The organism is Streptomyces sp. NPDC090442, from assembly GCF_044769405.1.
Classification (GTDB): domain Bacteria; phylum Actinomycetota; class Actinomycetes; order Streptomycetales; family Streptomycetaceae; genus Streptomyces.
The window spans coordinates 90,555-106,967 of sequence record NZ_JBIVXW010000002.1 but is presented as its reverse complement, the minus strand read 5'-3'; the positions used below and the strand labels follow the sequence as shown (position 1 = coordinate 106,967).

General features: G+C 71.4%; 16 protein-coding genes. 13 read left to right on the top strand and 3 right to left on the bottom strand.

The annotated features are described in order from the left end of the window. Positions 1-208 precede the first annotated feature (208 nt). From atpB to ACIQU6_RS02240, 9 genes are all read left to right on the top strand, one after another. On the top strand, positions 209-1,003 hold the full coding sequence (atpB, locus tag ACIQU6_RS02280) for a F0F1 ATP synthase subunit A (RefSeq protein ID WP_274919004.1): 795 nt from the start codon (positions 209-211) through the stop codon (positions 1,001-1,003). A gap of 76 nt (positions 1,004-1,079) precedes the next feature. Further along, a complete protein-coding gene (atpE, locus tag ACIQU6_RS02275) occupies positions 1,080-1,349 on the top strand; it encodes an ATP synthase F0 subunit C (RefSeq protein ID WP_274913260.1) in 270 nt (89 codons plus the stop codon). Between the two features lie 41 nt (positions 1,350-1,390). Further along, positions 1,391-1,954, top strand: coding sequence for a F0F1 ATP synthase subunit B (locus ACIQU6_RS02270; RefSeq protein WP_274913259.1), 564 nt, complete (start codon positions 1,391-1,393; stop codon positions 1,952-1,954). Further along, the gene (locus ACIQU6_RS02265; RefSeq protein WP_403479739.1) at positions 1,951-2,766 is read left to right on the top strand and encodes a F0F1 ATP synthase subunit delta; all 816 of its coding nucleotides are present in this window, start codon (positions 1,951-1,953) and stop codon (positions 2,764-2,766) included. Before ACIQU6_RS02270 ends, ACIQU6_RS02265 begins: the two co-directional genes overlap by 4 nt. Before the next feature lie 212 nt (positions 2,767-2,978). After that, positions 2,979-4,568, top strand: a complete 1,590-nt coding sequence (atpA, locus tag ACIQU6_RS02260) for a F0F1 ATP synthase subunit alpha (RefSeq protein ID WP_403479738.1) — start codon at positions 2,979-2,981, stop codon at positions 4,566-4,568. Between the two features lie 20 nt (positions 4,569-4,588). After that, positions 4,589-5,509, top strand: coding sequence for a F0F1 ATP synthase subunit gamma (locus ACIQU6_RS02255; protein WP_403479737.1), 921 nt, complete (start codon positions 4,589-4,591; stop codon positions 5,507-5,509). 5 nt (positions 5,510-5,514) lie between these two features. Next, a complete protein-coding gene (gene atpD / locus ACIQU6_RS02250) occupies positions 5,515-6,957 on the top strand; it encodes a F0F1 ATP synthase subunit beta (protein ID WP_403479736.1) in 1,443 nt (480 codons plus the stop codon). Positions 6,958-7,064: 107 nt separating this feature from the next. Then, a complete protein-coding gene (locus tag ACIQU6_RS02245) occupies positions 7,065-7,448 on the top strand; it encodes a F0F1 ATP synthase subunit epsilon (RefSeq protein WP_136742616.1) in 384 nt (127 codons plus the stop codon). Positions 7,449-7,565: 117 nt separating this feature from the next. Then, positions 7,566-8,009, top strand: coding sequence for a DUF2550 domain-containing protein (locus ACIQU6_RS02240; protein ID WP_383409287.1), 444 nt, complete (start codon positions 7,566-7,568; stop codon positions 8,007-8,009). A gap of 362 nt (positions 8,010-8,371) precedes the next feature. Here ACIQU6_RS02240 and ACIQU6_RS02235 read toward each other — a convergent pair whose 3' ends face one another. Further along, a complete protein-coding gene (locus ACIQU6_RS02235) occupies positions 8,372-9,061 on the bottom strand; it encodes a response regulator (protein WP_403479735.1) in 690 nt (229 codons plus the stop codon). Next, positions 9,058-10,287 carry a sensor histidine kinase gene (locus tag ACIQU6_RS02230; protein ID WP_403479734.1) on the bottom strand — a complete coding sequence of 410 codons (1,230 nt, stop codon included), beginning with the start codon at positions 10,285-10,287 and terminating at the stop codon, positions 9,058-9,060. The genes ACIQU6_RS02235 and ACIQU6_RS02230 overlap by 4 nt, the downstream gene beginning before the upstream one ends. Before the next feature lie 261 nt (positions 10,288-10,548). Here ACIQU6_RS02230 and ACIQU6_RS02225 point away from each other — a divergent pair, with 261 nt between their 5' ends. Continuing rightward, positions 10,549-11,133, top strand: coding sequence for a hypothetical protein (locus ACIQU6_RS02225; RefSeq protein WP_403479733.1), 585 nt, complete (start codon positions 10,549-10,551; stop codon positions 11,131-11,133). 6 nt (positions 11,134-11,139) lie between these two features. On the opposite strand, the gene ACIQU6_RS02220 is transcribed toward ACIQU6_RS02225, so the two are convergent. Beyond that, positions 11,140-11,712, bottom strand: a complete 573-nt coding sequence (locus ACIQU6_RS02220; RefSeq protein WP_403479732.1) for a cob(I)yrinic acid a,c-diamide adenosyltransferase — start codon at positions 11,710-11,712, stop codon at positions 11,140-11,142. 365 nt (positions 11,713-12,077) lie between these two features. On the opposite strand from ACIQU6_RS02220, the gene ACIQU6_RS02215 reads away from it, so the two are divergent. The 3 genes from ACIQU6_RS02215 (at position 12,078) to ACIQU6_RS02205 (ending at position 16,400) form a co-directional block, all read left to right on the top strand. After that, complete coding sequence (locus ACIQU6_RS02215; RefSeq protein ID WP_403479731.1) at positions 12,078-12,926, top strand: 3-hydroxyacyl-CoA dehydrogenase family protein; 849 nt, start codon at positions 12,078-12,080, stop codon at positions 12,924-12,926. A 146-nt stretch (positions 12,927-13,072) separates the two neighbouring features. Continuing rightward, on the top strand, positions 13,073-13,396 hold the full coding sequence (locus ACIQU6_RS02210; RefSeq protein WP_403479730.1) for an STAS domain-containing protein: 324 nt from the start codon (positions 13,073-13,075) through the stop codon (positions 13,394-13,396). 298 nt (positions 13,397-13,694) lie between these two features. Continuing rightward, entirely contained in the window at positions 13,695-16,400 is a 2,706-nt protein-coding gene (locus ACIQU6_RS02205; RefSeq protein ID WP_403479729.1) for an ATP-binding protein, read from the top strand. The last annotated feature ends 13 nt before the right edge of the window (positions 16,401-16,413 follow it).

Here is a 16,413-nt window from a genome sequence, read left to right as displayed (position 1 = left end):
CAGGCGGCTGAGCTCCCAGGGTCCCCGAGAGGGAACGGGAAGTTCTCGCGGCCGATGCCTGTGATCCGGACCGGCCTAGTGCCGACCAGCCGCCCCCTAATCCGTAACACCAGTCCAGTGCCGCTCCGTGGTTCAACGCCGCGCCGACACAACGAGGTTGCCGTACCCATGCGCCACGCTGAAGGAGCTCGCGGTGAGTGCTGAAACGATGCTCGCCTTCGAGACCGACTGCCACATCTTTTCCGGGTGCGGCTTTGATGCTCCCGGGCTTCATAACTTCGTCTTCGAGCCCCTCTTCACCATCGGTGGCTTCGAGTTCAACAAGCCGATGTTGCTGGCCCTGCTCAGCACGGTCGTCGTGGTGTGGTTCTTCTGGGCTGCATTCGGCCGCGCCAAGGTGGTTCCCGGCAAGCTGCAGATGATCGGCGAGGCGGGCTATGACTTCGTGCGTCGCGGGCTCGTCTACGACGCGCTGGGGAAGAAGGAGGGCGACAAGTACGTCCCCTTCATGGTCTCGCTGTTCTTCTTCGTGTGGATCATGAACATCTGGTCGATCATCCCCGTCGCCCAGTTCCCGGTGACGTCGGTGATCGCCTTCCCCGCGGGCCTCGCGGCGATCGTCTACATCCTCTGGGTCTTCCTGACCTTCAAGAAGCACGGCTTCGTCGGTGCCTTCAAGAACTTCTCCGGCTACGACAAGTCGCTCGGCTGGGTCCTCCCGCTGCTGATGGTCATCGAGCTCTTCTCGAACCTGATCATCCGGCCCTTCACCCACGCGGTCCGACTCTTCGCGAACATGTTCGCGGGTCACCTGCTGATCCTGATGTTCACCGTCGCGAGCTGGTACCTGCTCAACGGCATCGGCTTCGTGTACGCCGGCGCGTCGTTCATCATGACCATCCTGATGACGGCCTTCGAGCTGTTCATCCAGGCCGTTCAGGCGTACGTCTTCGTGCTTCTGGCCTGCAACTACGTCCAGGGCGCGCTCGCCGAACACCACTGAGCACCCCGGCTCCCACCCCAACAGCTGTCCGGTGGCCAACCCCCACCGGTCCGTGAAACGAGAAGGAAGTAACGGCATGTCCGCTGCTCTCGAGATGGCCAACCACCTCGCCGCCGCCGGCGACTCCGCCAAGACCACGGTCGTCGGCAACGTCGCCGCCATCGGTTACGGTCTCGCCGCGATCGGCCCCGGCGTCGGCGTCGGCATCATCTTCGGTAACGGCACCCAGGCCCTGGCCCGCCAGCCCGAGGCCGCCGGCCTGATCCGCACCAACCAGATCATGGGTTTCGCCTTCTGTGAGGCTCTCGCCCTGATCGGCATCGTCATGGGCTTCGTTTACAAGTAAACGAAACTCATCGACTATCCATTCAGACGGAAGGCACTGATGTGAACGCCCTGAACTTGGCGGCGGAGGTTCCTGAGAACCCCCTCGTCCCGCCGATTCCAGAGCTGGTCATCGGCCTGATCGCTTTCTTCATCGTCTTCGGCTTCCTCGCCAAGAAGCTCCTCCCGAACATCAACAAGGTTCTGGACGAGCGCCGGGCGCAGATCGAGGGCCGGATCGAGGATGCCGAGGCGACTCAGGCCGAGGCGCAGCAGGTGCTCGCGGACTACCGGGCCCAGCTCGCCGACGCCCGCCACGAGGCCGCGCGCCTGCGCCAGGAGGCGCAGGAGCAGGGCGCGACGCTCATCGCCGAGATGCGCGCCGAGGGCCAGCGGCAGCGTGAGGAAATCATCGCCGCCGGTCACGCCCAGATCGAGGCGGACCGCAAGACGGCCGCGCAGGCGCTGCGCCAGGACGTGGGCAAGCTCGCCACCGAACTGGCCGGCAAGCTCGTCGGCGAGTCCCTTGAGGACCACGCCCGACAGAGCCGGACCATCGACCGCTTCCTCGACGAGCTTGAGGAGAAGTCGGCATCGGACGCGACGAAGGCTGAGGCCGGCCGATGAATGGAGCGAGCCGCGAGGCACTCGCCTCCGCACGCGAGCAGTTCAACGCGCTGACGGACAACACCTCCGTCGACGCCGCGAAGCTCGCCGAGGAGCTGGCTGCCGTCACCGCTCTGCTCGACCGCGAGGTCTCGTTGCGTCGGGTCCTCACCGACCCGGCGCAGCCCGGCGAGGCGCGGGCCGAGCTGGCCCGGCGGCTGCTCGGCGGCCAGGTCGGCGAGGCCACCCTCGACCTGGTGACCGGCATGGTCTGCTCCCGCTGGTCGCGCTCGCGTGACCTGCCGGACGCGATCGAGGAGCTGGCGTTCAGCGCCGACCTCGTCGCGGCGCAGCGGGACGGCCGCCTGGACGACGTCGAGGACGAGCTGTTCCGGTTCGGTCGGATCATCGCCGGGAGCGGCGAGCTCCGCCGCGCGCTGACGGACCGGAGCGCCACGGCCTCCGCCAAGACGGAGCTGCTGCACACGCTGCTGGGCGGTCGGGCCAACCCGGTCACCGAGCGGCTGGTGATCCGTCTTGTCGCACAGCCGCGGGGCCGTAGCCTGGAGGCGGGGCTCGACGCCCTCTCCAAGCTGGCGGCGGCCCGCCGGGACCGCATGGTCGCGGTGGTCACCTCCGCGGTGCCGCTCAGCGACGGACAGCGGCAGCGCCTCGGCGCCGCACTGGCCACGCTGTACGGCCGGCAGATCCACCTGAACCTCGACGTGGACCCCGATGTCCTCGGCGGCGTGCAGGTCCGGATCGGCGACGAGGTCATCAACGGGACCGTCGCGGAGCGCCTCGACGAGGCGTCCCGGCGGATGGCCGGCTGACCCAGCCACCAACTCAAGAGCTGCGCACCCGGCGGCGAGAGACCGGGCCCGCCGGACCGACAGGTCCGGCCGCGGTCCGGACGACGCCCCGGAAAACAGCACAAGCATGACGGCGGCCCCGAGTTGGGCCGTAAGCGGAAACGGTCCGGGGGAGACGCCCCCAGGACACCCGCACGTAACTTCGGGCCCAACAAGGAGAGCAGGGAACCCAGATGGCGGAGCTCACGATCCGGCCGGAGGAGATCCGGGACGCACTGGAGAACTTCGTCCAGGCGTACAAGCCGGACGCGGCCTCGCGCGAAGAGGTCGGGACGGTCAGCGATGCCGGCGACGGCATCGCACACGTCGAGGGTCTGCCCTCGACGATGGCGAACGAACTGCTGAAGTTCGAGGACGGCACGCTCGGTCTGGCGCTGAACCTGGAAGAGCGCGAGATCGGTGCGGTCATCCTCGGTGAGTTCAGCGGCATCGAGCAGGGCCAGCCGGTGCAGCGCACCGGTGAGGTGCTCTCGGTCGCCGTGGGCGAGGGCTACCTCGGCCGCGTCGTCGACCCGCTGGGCAACCCGATCGACGGTCTCGGCGAGATCGAGACCGAGGGCCGCCGTGCCCTGGAGCTGCAGGCCCCCGGCGTCATGGTCCGCAAGTCGGTCCACGAGCCGATGGAGACCGGCTACAAGGCCGTCGACTCGATGGTGCCGATCGGCCGTGGCCAGCGTCAGCTGATCATCGGCGACCGCCAGACCGGCAAGACCGCCCTGGCCGTCGACACCATCATCAACCAGCGCGACAACTGGCGTTCCGGCGACCCGAAGAAGCAGGTCCGCTGCATCTACGTCGCCGTCGGCCAGAAGGGCTCCACCATCGCGTCCGTCCGCGGCGCGCTGGAAGAGGCCGGTGCCCTCGAATACACCACCATCGTCGCCGCCCCGGCGTCCGACCCGGCGGGCTTCAAGTACCTGGCCCCGTACACCGGTTCGGCCATCGGTCAGCACTGGATGTACCAGGGCAAGCACGTCCTGATCATCTTCGACGACCTCTCGAAGCAGGCCGACGCCTACCGCGCCGTGTCCCTGCTGCTGCGCCGCCCGCCGGGCCGTGAGGCGTACCCGGGTGACGTCTTCTACCTGCACTCGCGTCTGCTGGAGCGCTGCGCCAAGCTCTCCGACGACATGGGCGCCGGTTCGATGACCGGTCTGCCGATCGTCGAGACCAAGGCCAACGACGTCTCGGCGTTCATCCCGACCAACGTCATCTCCATCACCGACGGCCAGTGCTTCCTGGAGTCGGACCTGTTCAACGCCAACCAGCGGCCGGCGCTCAACGTCGGTATCTCGGTCTCCCGCGTCGGCGGTTCGGCCCAGCACAAGGCGATGAAGCAGGTCTCCGGTCGGCTCCGCGTCGACCTCGCCCAGTACCGCGAGCTGGAGGCGTTCGCCGCCTTCGGTTCCGACCTGGACGCGGCCTCCAAGGCCCAGCTGGGGCGCGGTCAGCGCATGACCGAGCTGCTCAAGCAGGACCAGTACGCGCCGATGTCCACCGAGGACCAGGTCATCTCCGTCTGGGCCGGCACCAACGGCAAGATGGACGAGGTCCCGGTCGGGGACATCCGCCGCTTCGAGCGCGAGCTCCTCGCCCACCTCCACCGGGAGAAGAAGGACCTGCTGACCAGCATCCGCGAGGGCGGCAAGATGTCCGACGACACCATCGGTGCCATCTCGGACGCGGTCGACGCCTTCAAGCGGCAGTTCGAGACCTCGGACGGCAAGCTGCTCGGCGAGGACACTCCCGCCACCGGCAAGTGACGACGGAAGGGACCTGATCCATGGGAGCCACGCTCCGGGTCTACAAGCGTCGCATCCGCTCCGTCACCGCGACCAAGAAGATCACTCGGGCGATGGAGATGATCGCCGCCTCGCGCGTCGTCAAGGCGCAGCGTCAGGTGGCGGCATCGACGCCGTACTCCAGTGAACTGACCCGCGCGGTGACCGCGGTTGCCACGGGTTCGAACACCCAGCACCCGCTGACGACCGAGGCGGAGAAGCCGATCCGGGCCGCGCTGCTGCTCATCACGAGCGACCGCGGTCTGGCCGGCGCCTACTCCTCCAACGTCATCAAGGCCGCGGAGCAGCTCACCGAGCGGCTCAAGGCCGAGGGCAAGGAGGTCGACGCCTACATCGTCGGCCGCAAGGGCGTGTCCTACTACGGCTTCCGCGAGCGGAAGGTCATGGAGTCGTGGGTCGGCTTCACGGACAACCCGACGTACGCCGACGCCAAGATGATCGCCGCTCCGCTGATCGCCGCCGTCCAGCAGGACACCGCGGACGGCGGAGTGGACGAACTCCACATCGTCTTCACCGAGTTCATCTCGATGATGACGCAGAACGCGCTGGACGACCGTCTGCTGCCGCTGTCCCTGGACGGTGCGGCGGACGCGTCCGACGAGAAGTCCAAGGGCGAGATCCTCCCGCTCTACGACTTCGAGCCGTCGCCGGAGGACGTCCTCGACGCCCTGCTGCCGCGGTACGTGGAGTCGCGCATCTACAACGCGCTGCTGCAGGCCGCCGCCTCCAAGCACGCCGCCACCCGGCGCGCGATGAAGTCGGCGACCGACAACGCCGAAGAGCTCATCAAGTCGCTCTCGCGGCTTGCCAACGCGGCCCGCCAGGCCGAAATCACCCAGGAAATCAGCGAGATCGTCGGTGGCAGTGCCGCACTGGCCGACGCGACCGCGGGGAGTGACTGACAACTATGACCACCACTGTTGAGACGGCCACGGCGACGGGCCGCGTCGCGCGGGTCATCGGCCCGGTCGTCGACGTGGAGTTCCCCGTCGACGCGATGCCGGACATCTACAACGCCCTGACGGTCGAGGTCATCGACCCGGCCGAGAAGGGCAAGACCAAGACCCTGACGCTGGAGGTCGCGCAGCACCTCGGCGAGGGCCTGGTCCGGGCGATCTCCATGCAGCCCACCGACGGCCTGGTCCGCCAGGCCCCGGTGACCAACACCGGTGACGGCATCACCGTGCCCGTCGGTGACATCACCAAGGGCAAGGTGTTCAACACCCTCGGCGAGATCCTCAACAAGCCCGAGGCGACCGCCGACGTCACCGAGCGCTGGGCGATCCACCGCAAGGCCCCGTCCTTCGACCAGCTTGAGTCGAAGACCGAGATGTTCGAGACCGGCATCAAGGTCATCGACCTGCTGACCCCGTACGTCAAGGGCGGCAAGATCGGTCTGTTCGGCGGCGCCGGCGTCGGCAAGACGGTGCTCATCCAGGAGATGATCTACCGCGTCGCCAACAACCACGACGGTGTCTCCGTGTTCGCCGGTGTCGGCGAGCGCACCCGTGAGGGCAACGACCTCATCGAGGAGATGACCGACTCCGGCGTCATCGACAAGACCGCGCTGGTCTTCGGTCAGATGGACGAGCCGCCGGGCACCCGTCTGCGCGTCGCGTTGGCCGGCCTGACCATGGCCGAGTACTTCCGTGACGTCCAGAAGCAGGACGTGTTGTTCTTCATCGACAACATCTTCCGCTTCACCCAGGCCGGTTCCGAGGTCTCGACCCTGCTCGGCCGGATGCCCTCCGCGGTGGGTTACCAGCCGAACCTGGCCGACGAGATGGGTCTCCTCCAGGAGCGCATCACCTCGACCCGTGGTCACTCGATCACCTCGATGCAGGCGATCTACGTCCCCGCGGACGACCTGACCGACCCGGCGCCGGCGACCACCTTCGCCCACCTCGACGCGACGACGGTGCTCTCCCGTCCGATCTCGGAGAAGGGCATCTACCCGGCGGTCGACCCGCTGGACTCGACGTCCCGGATCCTGGACCCGCGCTACATCTCGCAGGACCACTACAACTGCGCCTCGCGCGTGAAGTCGATCCTGCAGAAGTACAAGGACCTCCAGGACATCATCTCCATCCTGGGTATGGACGAGCTCAGCGAGGAAGACCGGCTCACGGTCTACCGCGCTCGTCGCATCGAGCGCTTCCTGTCGCAGAACACCCACGTGGCGAAGCAGTTCACCGGCGTCGACGGCTCGGACGTGCCGCTGGACGAGACGATCGCGGCCTTCAACGCGATCGCCGACGGCGAGTTCGACCACTTCCCGGAGCAGGCCTTCTTCATGTGCGGTGGCCTTGAGGACCTGAAGAAGAACGCCAAGGAGCTTGGCGTCTCCTGACCCGTGCTCCCGGACCGGGGGCGGCCTGGCCGTCCCCGGTCCGTACGACCACTAGTATTTGACCCAACATCTGCCACACCAGGCAGGTGGAGACCCGAGGAGCCATCGTGGCTGAGCTGCACGTCGAGTTGGTCGCCGCGGACCGGCAGGTCTGGTCCGGCGAGGCCAGCCTGGTCGTCGCGCGCACCTCGTCGGGCGACATCGGCGTCATGCCCGGACACCAGCCGCTGCTCGGCGTGCTGCAGTCGGGCCCGGTGACGATTCGCACGACCGGTGAGAGCGGGGACGGCACCGTCGTCGCCGCGGTGCACGGCGGCTTCATCTCGTTCGCCGACAACAAGCTGTCTCTGCTGGCGGAGATCGCCGAGCTGTCGGACGAGATCGATGTCCAGCGCGCGGAGCGGGCCCTGGAGCGGGCGAAGTCGGAGGCCGACGCGGCCGCCGAGCGCCGCGCCGATGTCCGGCTGCGTGCGGTGACGGGCGTTCACTAGAGCTCCGTCACCGTCGAGATCGATCCTCAGCCGCGGGCTGCCCGGACTTCCGGAGCGGTCCGCGGCTGAGGCAATGCAGGTGCGTTTCCCGAATACACGGCGAGGAGGTCGGTCGAGATGGTCCTCGCTCTGCTCGTGAGCGGCGCGGTCGTGTTGCTCGTGCTGCTGGGGCTGTTCGTCTTCGGACTGCGACGGCGGCTCATCCAGCGCTCCGGCGGCACCTTCGACTGCAGCCTGCGCTGGAACGCGCCGGAGGTCGAGCCCGGTGGCAAGGGCTGGATCTACGGTGTGGCGCGGTACAACGGCGACCGGGTCGAGTGGTTCCGGGTCTTCTCGTACGCACCGCGCCCCCGCCGCGTGCTGGAGCGCTCCGCCATCGAGGTACTGGAGCGCCGCACCCCCCAGGGCGAGGAGGAACTCGCCCTGCTCTCCGACTCCATCGTGCTGGCCTGCGCCCACGACGGCATCCGCGTGGAACTCGCCATGAGCGAGGACGCCCTCACCGGCTTCCTGGCCTGGCTGGAGGCGGCCCCTCCGGGGCAGCGGGTGAACGTGGCCTGAGGGGCCGGCGGGCGAGGGCTGTCGACTGAGGGCTGTTGGTCACCTGAGAGCTGTCGCTTGATGGCGGCTGCCTGAAGGCTGCCGTCTGCCGGCTGTTGCCTGAGCGCCGCTGTCTGGTGGCGGTTGCCGTCTGTTGGTTGTCGCCTCAGCGCCGCTGTCTGGTGGCTGCTGGCTGCTGGCTGTCGGCTGAGCGTCGCTGCCTGAGCGGCTGTCGGCTGACGGCCGGAATAGTTCCCGTCCCGACGTCGTTGTGGCCCCGCAGGGGGGCCTGGCGCCCCCTACGGGATCCGTTCGGGCGTCCCCTACGGCCAACCACCCGCCCACCGTGCCTCGGCTCGCGCACCTCTGCGTGCGCGCCTCGGCTACGGCGCATCCACCCCCAACTCCTGGGCCAGGACGGCCGCTTGGACGCGGCTGCGGAGGTCCAGTTTGGCCAGGAGGCGGCTGACATGGGTCTTGACGGTGGCCTCCGCCATCGCCAGCCGCAGCGCGATATCGGCGTTCGACAGTCCCTGACCCAGGCAGCCCAGCACCTCCCGCTCCCGTGGGGTCAGCGCGTCCAGCGCCGCCGGGTCGGGGGCCTGGCGGTCCCGCGGCGGTCGGCCCGCCGCGCGCGGGCGGGCGAACTCCGCGATCAGCCGCCGGGTCACCGCCGGGGCGATCAGCCCCTCGCCGGCCGCCACCGTGCGCACCGCGGTCAGCAGCGCCGCCGCGTCGCTGTCCTTGAGCAGGAAGCCCGCGGCCCCCGCCCGCAGCGCGCCGAAGACGTACTCGTCCAGGTCGAAGGTGGTCAGCACCAGGACGTCGGCCAGCCCCTCCGCGGTGATCCGTCCGGTGGCCGAGACGCCGTCCAGCCGCGGCATCTGAATGTCCATCAGCACCAGGTCGGGTCGTAACGCGCGGGCCAGGCGGATCGCCTCCTCGCCGTCCACCGCCTCCCCGACCACCTCGATGTCGGGCGCGGAGCGCAGGATGAGGACCAGTCCGGCCCGTACGGCGGACTGGTCCTCGGCGACGAGGATCCGGATCGGCTGGGTGGCGGCGCCTGTCATCGTTGCTCTTCCTCTCCGGCGGCGGGCAACGCTGCCCGGACCAGCCAGACTCTTCCGTCCGGCCCGCCTTCCGGGCCGGCTTCGAACTCCCCGCCCAGCAGGGCGATCCGCTCCCGCATACCGACCAGCCCGGCCCCGGAGCCGGGCGCGCGGGGGCCCGAACGCTCACCGTACGGGCTGCGCACGGTGACGGTGAGCGCCCCGCCGGGGCCGTCGGCGACCCGCACCCGGACCGTGCCGGGCGCGGCGTGCTTGAGCGCGTTGGTCAGCGACTCCTGGACGATCCGGTACGCGGCCAACTCCAGCGGTGCCGGGGGCCGTTCCCCGCCCTGGTCGGCCGGTCGCCGGTCGTCGTCCAGGGCGAACCTCAGGTCGCTGGCGACGCCGTTGGCGCGGGCCTGTTCGACCAGGGCCTCCAGGCCGTCGAGGGTGGGGGTGGCGGCCGGCTCCTCGCCGGTGGTGGCCGCCGGGTCCCGCAACAGCCCGATGAGGCGGCGCATTTCGGCCAGGCCCTGGACGCTGTTCTCGCGGATCACGGCGAGCGCCGCGCGGGTCGCCGACGCGTCGTCGATGGTCTGCGCGGCGGTCGCGTGGATGGCGATCGCGGACAGGTGGTTGGCGACCAGGTCGTGCAACTCCCGTGCCATCCGGGCGCGTTCGCCGACCACCGCCTGGGTGCGGTCCATCTCGGCCAGCAGCGCGGTCTGTTCGGCCCGCAGCCGGGCGTTCTGCGCGGCGTCCCGATGGCCGCGGATGATCACGCCGGTCCAGGCGGGGGCCACGGTGATCAGCGCGATGCCGATGCCGACCAGCACCACCTGCGGGTCGGGCCAGGCCGCCGCGGTCGCGGCCGTGGCCAGCACCGTCACCAGCACCGAGTGGACCGGGATCCGCCGGGCGGCGGCCGGCGGCCCGTAGAGCACCGCGGCGTACAACACGTCCGTGAACATCAGGACGGTGGCGATCAGCGTGCCGACGCAGACGTCCAGCGCCAGCGCCGGCACCGCGAGGGCCAGCGCGGTCATCGGGGCGGTGCGGCGCAGGAGTTCGGCCGCCGCCATGACGGCGAGCGCGACCAGGGTGGCCCACGAGGGCAGGCCGAACAGCGGGGGACTGCCGTGCAGGTCGAGGACCCACAGCAGCACCCCGGTGGACAGCCCGCCGGCCGCGATGAGGACGTCGAGGCGGTGCGGCCGGCCCGGCGCGGCGGGATGGTGGGCGATCACCCCTCCATCAAACACGGCGTCGGGCCCGGGCGCCGCCACCTCGCCCGCGTCCGGCTACGCCGCGGGCGGGCGGCGGCCGGGCCCGCGCACCGCGCCGCCTCCTCCCGCCCGTCGGTCGCGTACATCGAAAGATGCAGCTCGGGATCGTCGCCGACGACGACGTACCGGGCGTCCTCGGCTGCGAGCCTTTGAGGGACCGCCCCGCTGGGCCGGAGCGCCACGGCCGCCCGGGACGCGGAGCGGCCGGAGAGGAGAGATGCCGTGGTCGTCACCCTGATCATCGCCTGCGAGGTCGGCTTCTGGGTGCTGCTCGCCGCCGGCCTGGCGCTGCGCTATCTGGCGCGGATGCCGAAGACCGGGGCGGCGGTGCTGCTGATGGAGCCGCTGCTGGAGCTGGTGTTGCTGATCGTCACCGCGATCGACCTGAAGAACGGGGCCACCGCGGACTGGAAACACGGCCTGGCCGCCCTCTACATCGGCTACACCGTCGCCTACGGCCACTACACGATCAAGTGGGTCGACGGGCACTTCGCCCACCGCTTCGCCGGCGGCCCGCGCCCCGTCAAGCGCTACGGCATGCAGCGCTTCGTCCACGAGATGAAGCTGTGGGTGCGCACGGTGGTGATGGCCGGGGTGGCGGCCGCGCTGCTGCAGGGCGCCATCTGGTACGTCGGTCAGGACGGGGACGCGTCGTCGCTCCGGGAGTGGCAGGCGACGGGCCTGCGCATCGTGATGATCCACGCGGTGATCGCGCTGACCTACCTCATCTGGCAGAAGAAGGACCCCAACGGCCGGTCCGCGCCGGCGGAAGCGGCGGACCGGCCCCGGGAGAAGTCGCTGAGCTAGGGCGCTTCAGCGCTCGCCGCCCGGCACCCACAGCACGTCCCCGGTCTCCTTGTTGGCCGTGCGGGCGAGGATGAACAGCAGGTCGGAGAGGCGGTTGAGGTAGGTGGCGGTGAGCGGGTTCATGGTCTCGCCGTGCTCCTCCAGCGCCGCCCAGGTGGTGCGCTCGGCGCGCCGGACGACGGTGCACGCCTGGTGGAGCAGGGCGGCGCCGGGGGTGCCGCCGGGGAGGATGAAGCTGCGCAGCTTCTCCAGCTCCGCCAGGAAGCGGTCGCAGTCCGCCTCCAACTTGTCGACGTAGGACTGCTCGACGCGCAGTGGCGGGTACTCCGGGTCCGCCACCACCGGGGTCGCCAGGTCGGCGCCGACGTCGAAGAGGTCGTTCTGCACCCGCAGCAGCACCGCGGCGACCTCCTCGGGCAGCGCGCCGAGCGCCAGCGCCACCCCGATCGCCGCATTGGCCTCGTTGGCGTCCGCGTACGCCGCGATCCGGGCGTCGGTCTTGGCGGTCCGGCTCATGTCGCCGAGCGCGGTGGTGCCCTTGTCTCCGGTACGGGTGTAGATGCGGGTCAGATTCACCATACGAGTGAGACTACGCCGCGGGCCGGGGGAGGGCGCGGGCGTGCGGGGCCGTCGGCGTCGGCCGTGGGCCGGGCCGCCGGTGCGCCGGTCGGTGCGGTGCCGACCGGCCGGGTCCGGCGCGGGCCCGCGAAGGTCTCCCACGACGCGCTCGGGCCGCCGACGAGAGGGTGGCGAGGGCGACCGGACGGGTCCTCAACTCCGGGGTGCGGGTGGCCGACTGACGGTTCCGGTGGGGGCCGGCGAGCCCCCTGAGTGTGATGTCCGTCATTCGAGACGTGACGCGTATCTCTTAGCGGCCAATCGATCGCCGTCGACCGCTAACGTCGCTCACGACCGTCAAATGCACAGGGTGTGAGGGGACAGCAGTGGCAAAGAAGCTGGCCGTCATCGGCGCCGGACTGATGGGTTCCGGTATCGCGCAGGTCTCGGCCCAGGCGGGTTGGGACGTCGTCCTGCGCGACGTCACCGACGAGGCGCTGGCGCGCGGCAAGGGCGGCATCGCCGCCTCGTACGAGAAGTTCGTCGCCAAGGGGAAGTTGACGGCGTCCGACGCCGAGCAGGCGCTGGCCCGGATCACCACCACCACCGACCTGGACGCGGTCGCCGACGCGGACCTCGTGGTGGAGGCGGTCTTCGAGAAGATCGAGGTCAAGCGGGAGATCTTCCAGACGCTGGACAAGTTGGCCAAGGACGAGGCGGTGTTGGCCTCCAACACCTCGGCGATCCCGATCACCAAGATCGCCGCGGCCACCTCGCGGCCCGAGCGGGTGGTCGGCACGCACTTCTTCTCGCCGGTGCCGCTGATGCAGCTCTGCGAGCTGGTGCGCGGCTACAAGACCAGCGACGAAACCCTCGCCACCGCACGGGAGTTCGCCGAGTCGGTCGGCAAGACCTGCGTCGTGGTCAACCGCGATGTGGCCGGCTTCGTCACCACCCGGCTGATCTCGGCGCTGGTCGTCGAGGCCGCCAGGCTCTACGAGTCCGGGGTGGCCACCGCCGAGGACATCGACACCGCCTGCAAGTTGGGCTTCGGGCACGCGATGGGCCCGCTGGCCACCGCCGACCTGACCGGCGTCGACATCCTGCTGCACGCCACCGAGAACATCTACACCGAGTCGCAGGACGAGAAGTTCGCCCCGCCGGAGCTCATGCGCCGCATGGTCGACGCCGGTGACATCGGCCGCAAGAGCGGGCAGGGGTTCTACGCACACTGATGCCGCGTCAGGGACGTACTCCCACGGGGTCACCCCGCGGGGTGATTTCGGTATCGGTTCGCTCACAGACGGCAACTTCGCCGTGGGAGAGGCAGTCAGTTCGGTAGACGACAATGCACCACAACCCATGACATCGGGGAGCGCATATGCACATCAGGGGCGACCACGCCGAGCTGGTCGTCGGGGGCCGCCTCGACGTCCGCAGCGCGGCGGACGCCCGTACGGCCCTGCACGCCGCCGTGGACGCCGGCCGGGGTGATCTGGTGCTGGATCTCACCGAGTTGGACTCGTGGGACGCCACCGGCCTCGGAGTGATCATGGGTGCGCACCGGCGGGCCGGCCGCAACAACCGCCGGCTCGTCCTGCGCGGGGTGCCGCCGCAGATGCAGCGGCTCCTGGTCGCCACCCGGCTCCACCGCATCCTCGTGATCGAGGGCGGGATCGAGGCGGAGTCGCTTCCCCGGGTGTGAGACCGGGGAGGCGGGTGCGGTCGTCACGGGTCGGCGGGCGCGCCCGCGCGGGCCGACGTTCATATTCGGGCAAATCCGAAGAAGCGCACATCTCTCACGATGTGCGGTGGTTTCCGGCAAGGCGGTACCCCGGGTGTGCCCCGGGCCGGGGAACGGTCTATGGTTCGGTTGCCTGCCGTGTGTCATCATCCGCGGCGGGGCACCGGACCAGACGCGACGGCTGAGGACAATCGCCGGAGCCGGGGGAGTGCGGACGGCCGGAAGCACCGACGGCACGCACATCCTGGGAGCTTGCAACATGGACCCGAACACCCACCCGGGGCCCGACGAGTACGAGGAGCAGGGCGGCCCGGCCGGGCCGCCGGCCCCCGAGTCCGCCGGCCGGGCCGCCGCATCCGACGGCCTGGCCCGCGTCGTCCGCCTGGTGACCGGCCCCTACCTGGTCACCGTCAACCCCGTCGACGGCTGCGAGATACAGCCCTGCCCGCCCGGTGAGCGGCCCGCCGCGCCGGAGAAGCGGGACGCCCGGGACCGCGCCGAGACGGCCCGCGCCGCGCTGCCCCCGGCGCCCGCCGGACCGCTCTCCTTCGCCGGCCACGCGATCCCCCTCGAAGAGCGGGCCGAGGACGTCGCCCGGCTGATCCGGCTGCTCACCCGCGGTCGCTCGGTCCGCGTCACCGGCCCCGCCGGCTCCGGCCGCACCCGGCTGCTGGACGCCGTCGCGGGCGGCGTCGCCGACCTCGCCCCGGACGGCGTGGTCCGGCTCTCCGGCTACCACCGCAGCGTCGCCGACGTGCTGTACGCGCTGTTCGCCGCCGTCTACCGGGCCCCGCAGTACCGGCCGGAACGGCCCGAACTGCTGCGCCTGCTCGGCGAGATCGGCGCCGTGGTCGTCCTGGACGACCTGGAGTTGGGCGGCGCCGCGCTCGACGAACTGCTCGACGCCACCCCCGAGTGCGCCTTCCTCCTCGCCGCCACCCCCGACGTGCCGGCGCCCAGCGCCGACGCCCACGTCGAGGAGGTCTTCGTCGGCGGGATCAGCCAGGCCGCCGGGGTCCGGCTGCTGGAGCGCGCCGTGGACCGCCCGCTCACCCGGGAGGAGAAGTCCTGGGCCGCCGACCTGTGGTTCGAGTCCGAGGGGCTGCCGCTGCGGTTCGTCCAGGGCGCCGCCCTGTTGCGGCAGCGCGACAAGGCCCGGACCGCGCCCGGCGCCCTCGACGACGGCTACGGCCTCTTCCCCGAGGACGGCGCCGCGGACCCGGAGCAGCGCCCCGCGGTCCCGCTGCCGGACCTCGGCGAGGCCGCCGCGCCCGCGCCGCTGCTCGCCACCCGGCTCGGCGCCGCCGCCCAGGAGACGCTCCGCTTCGCGGTCGCCCTCGGTGGTGAGCTGCCGCACCAGGCGCACCTGCCGGCCCTCACCCAGGACACCCAGGCCGACGCCGCCCTCGGCGAGCTGCTCGGCTGCGGCCTGATCAGCCCGGCCGGCGGCCACTACCGCCTCGCGGCCACCGTCCAGGACCAGTTGACCGCCGCCGGCTACGCCGAGGACGCCCCCGCCCGGGCGCACGCCGCCGCCCAGCACTACGCCTGGTGGGCCGGCCACCCCTCGGTCACCCCCGAGCGGGCCGCCGCGGAGTCCGACGCGGTGCTGGCCGCCATGGGCGTGCTGACCGGCAGCCGGGAGAGCGGCCACCCGGCCGCCGCGGTGCTGCTGGCCCGCACCGCCGCGCCCGCGTTCGCCGCCGCGTTGCACTGGAGCGCCTGGGAACGCAGCCTGCGGCACGGCCAGGAGGCCGCCCGGCTCGCCGGCGAGGTCGCCGAGGAGGCGTACTTCCACCACGACCTGGGCGTGCTGGCGCTGTGCAGCGGCAACGTGGACCGGGCGCGCGCCGAACTGGAGGCGTCCATCGGGCTGCGCGGGGTGCTCTCCGACCGGGACGGCGCGGTCGCCGGGCGGCGCGCCCTCGCGCTGGTCATCGACCGCGCCCGGGCCGCCTCCGCGGACGCCCCGACGACCCTGATCGCCCCCGTCGCCGCGACGCCGACCCCCGAGGGGGCGGACGCGCCCGCGGGCCACGAGACGGCCGCCGGGGCGTCGCCCGACGCGGTGTCAACGGCCAAGCTGCACGCGCTCGTTCGGCCGGAGGGTCCCGCCGCCGCGGCCGCCGCGCCCGGCGAGACCACCGCCACCCTGCCCGCCGCCAAGGCCGCCAAGACGGTGCGGACCCCGGTGGCGGTCCCGACCGCGGCGACCGGTGTGACCGCCAAGTCCGCCGCGGCCGGCGGCCGTTCGTCCACCGGCGGCGTCCGGCACGCCCTGCGCCGCACCGGCCGCCGCAACCTCCTCGCCGCCGGCGGCGGCGTGCTGCTGGCCGCCGTGCTCGGCACCGTCGTCACCCTCGGCGTGGCCTCCGACAACACCGGTCCGCAGGACGACAAGAAGGTCACCACCGAGGAGTCCTCGACCCCGAGCGACGACACCGGGCAGCCGGCCCGGGAGACCGGCACCGGCCTGCCGCCCACCGGCCGCGGCACCACCCACCCCGGCACCCCCGGCACCCCGAGCCACCGGCCCACCACCTCGCCGTCCGCCCCCGGCACCACCGGCGCCCCCACCGGCCCCGGCACCCCCACCGGCGGACCGACCTCGGGCAGTGGCTCCCCGACCGGAGGCACCACGCCCCCGACCGGCCGCCCGACGCACCCCACGCACACCCCCACCCACACCCCGACGGGGAAGCCGACCGACACCCCGACCGACCCCACCCCGACGGGGAAGCCCACCGACACCCCGACCGACCCGACCCCGTCGACGTCCGGTGGCTCCACGGGCGGTTCCACGGGCGGTTCTACGGGGAGTTCCACGGGCGGCAGCCCCTCCGGTGGCAGCTCCGTGGTGGCGCCGTCCACCAGCTCCGGGAGCGGCTCCGGAACCGCACCGTCGTCATCCGGCCAGGCGGCTTCCAGCCAGGAGGCCACCGGGCAGGGCACCCCGACTGGCTGACCCAGTCGCCCCA

Coding starts and splice junctions, on each gene's coding strand:
- atpB (WP_274919004.1), top strand. CDS start 209: ATGCTCGCCTTCGAGACCGACTGCCACATCTTTTCCGGGTGCGGCTTT.
- atpE (WP_274913260.1), top strand. CDS start 1,080: ATGTCCGCTGCTCTCGAGATGGCCAACCACCTCGCCGCCGCCGGCGAC.
- ACIQU6_RS02265 (WP_403479739.1), top strand. CDS start 1,951: ATGAATGGAGCGAGCCGCGAGGCACTCGCCTCCGCACGCGAGCAGTTC.
- atpA (WP_403479738.1), top strand. CDS start 2,979: ATGGCGGAGCTCACGATCCGGCCGGAGGAGATCCGGGACGCACTGGAG.
- ACIQU6_RS02255 (WP_403479737.1), top strand. CDS start 4,589: ATGGGAGCCACGCTCCGGGTCTACAAGCGTCGCATCCGCTCCGTCACC.
- atpD (WP_403479736.1), top strand. CDS start 5,515: ATGACCACCACTGTTGAGACGGCCACGGCGACGGGCCGCGTCGCGCGG.
- ACIQU6_RS02240 (WP_383409287.1), top strand. CDS start 7,566: ATGGTCCTCGCTCTGCTCGTGAGCGGCGCGGTCGTGTTGCTCGTGCTG.
- ACIQU6_RS02235 (WP_403479735.1), bottom strand. CDS start 9,061: ATGACAGGCGCCGCCACCCAGCCGATCCGGATCCTCGTCGCCGAGGAC.
- ACIQU6_RS02220 (WP_403479732.1), bottom strand. CDS start 11,712: ATGGTGAATCTGACCCGCATCTACACCCGTACCGGAGACAAGGGCACC.
- ACIQU6_RS02210 (WP_403479730.1), top strand. CDS start 13,073: ATGCACATCAGGGGCGACCACGCCGAGCTGGTCGTCGGGGGCCGCCTC.
- ACIQU6_RS02205 (WP_403479729.1), top strand. CDS start 13,695: ATGGACCCGAACACCCACCCGGGGCCCGACGAGTACGAGGAGCAGGGC.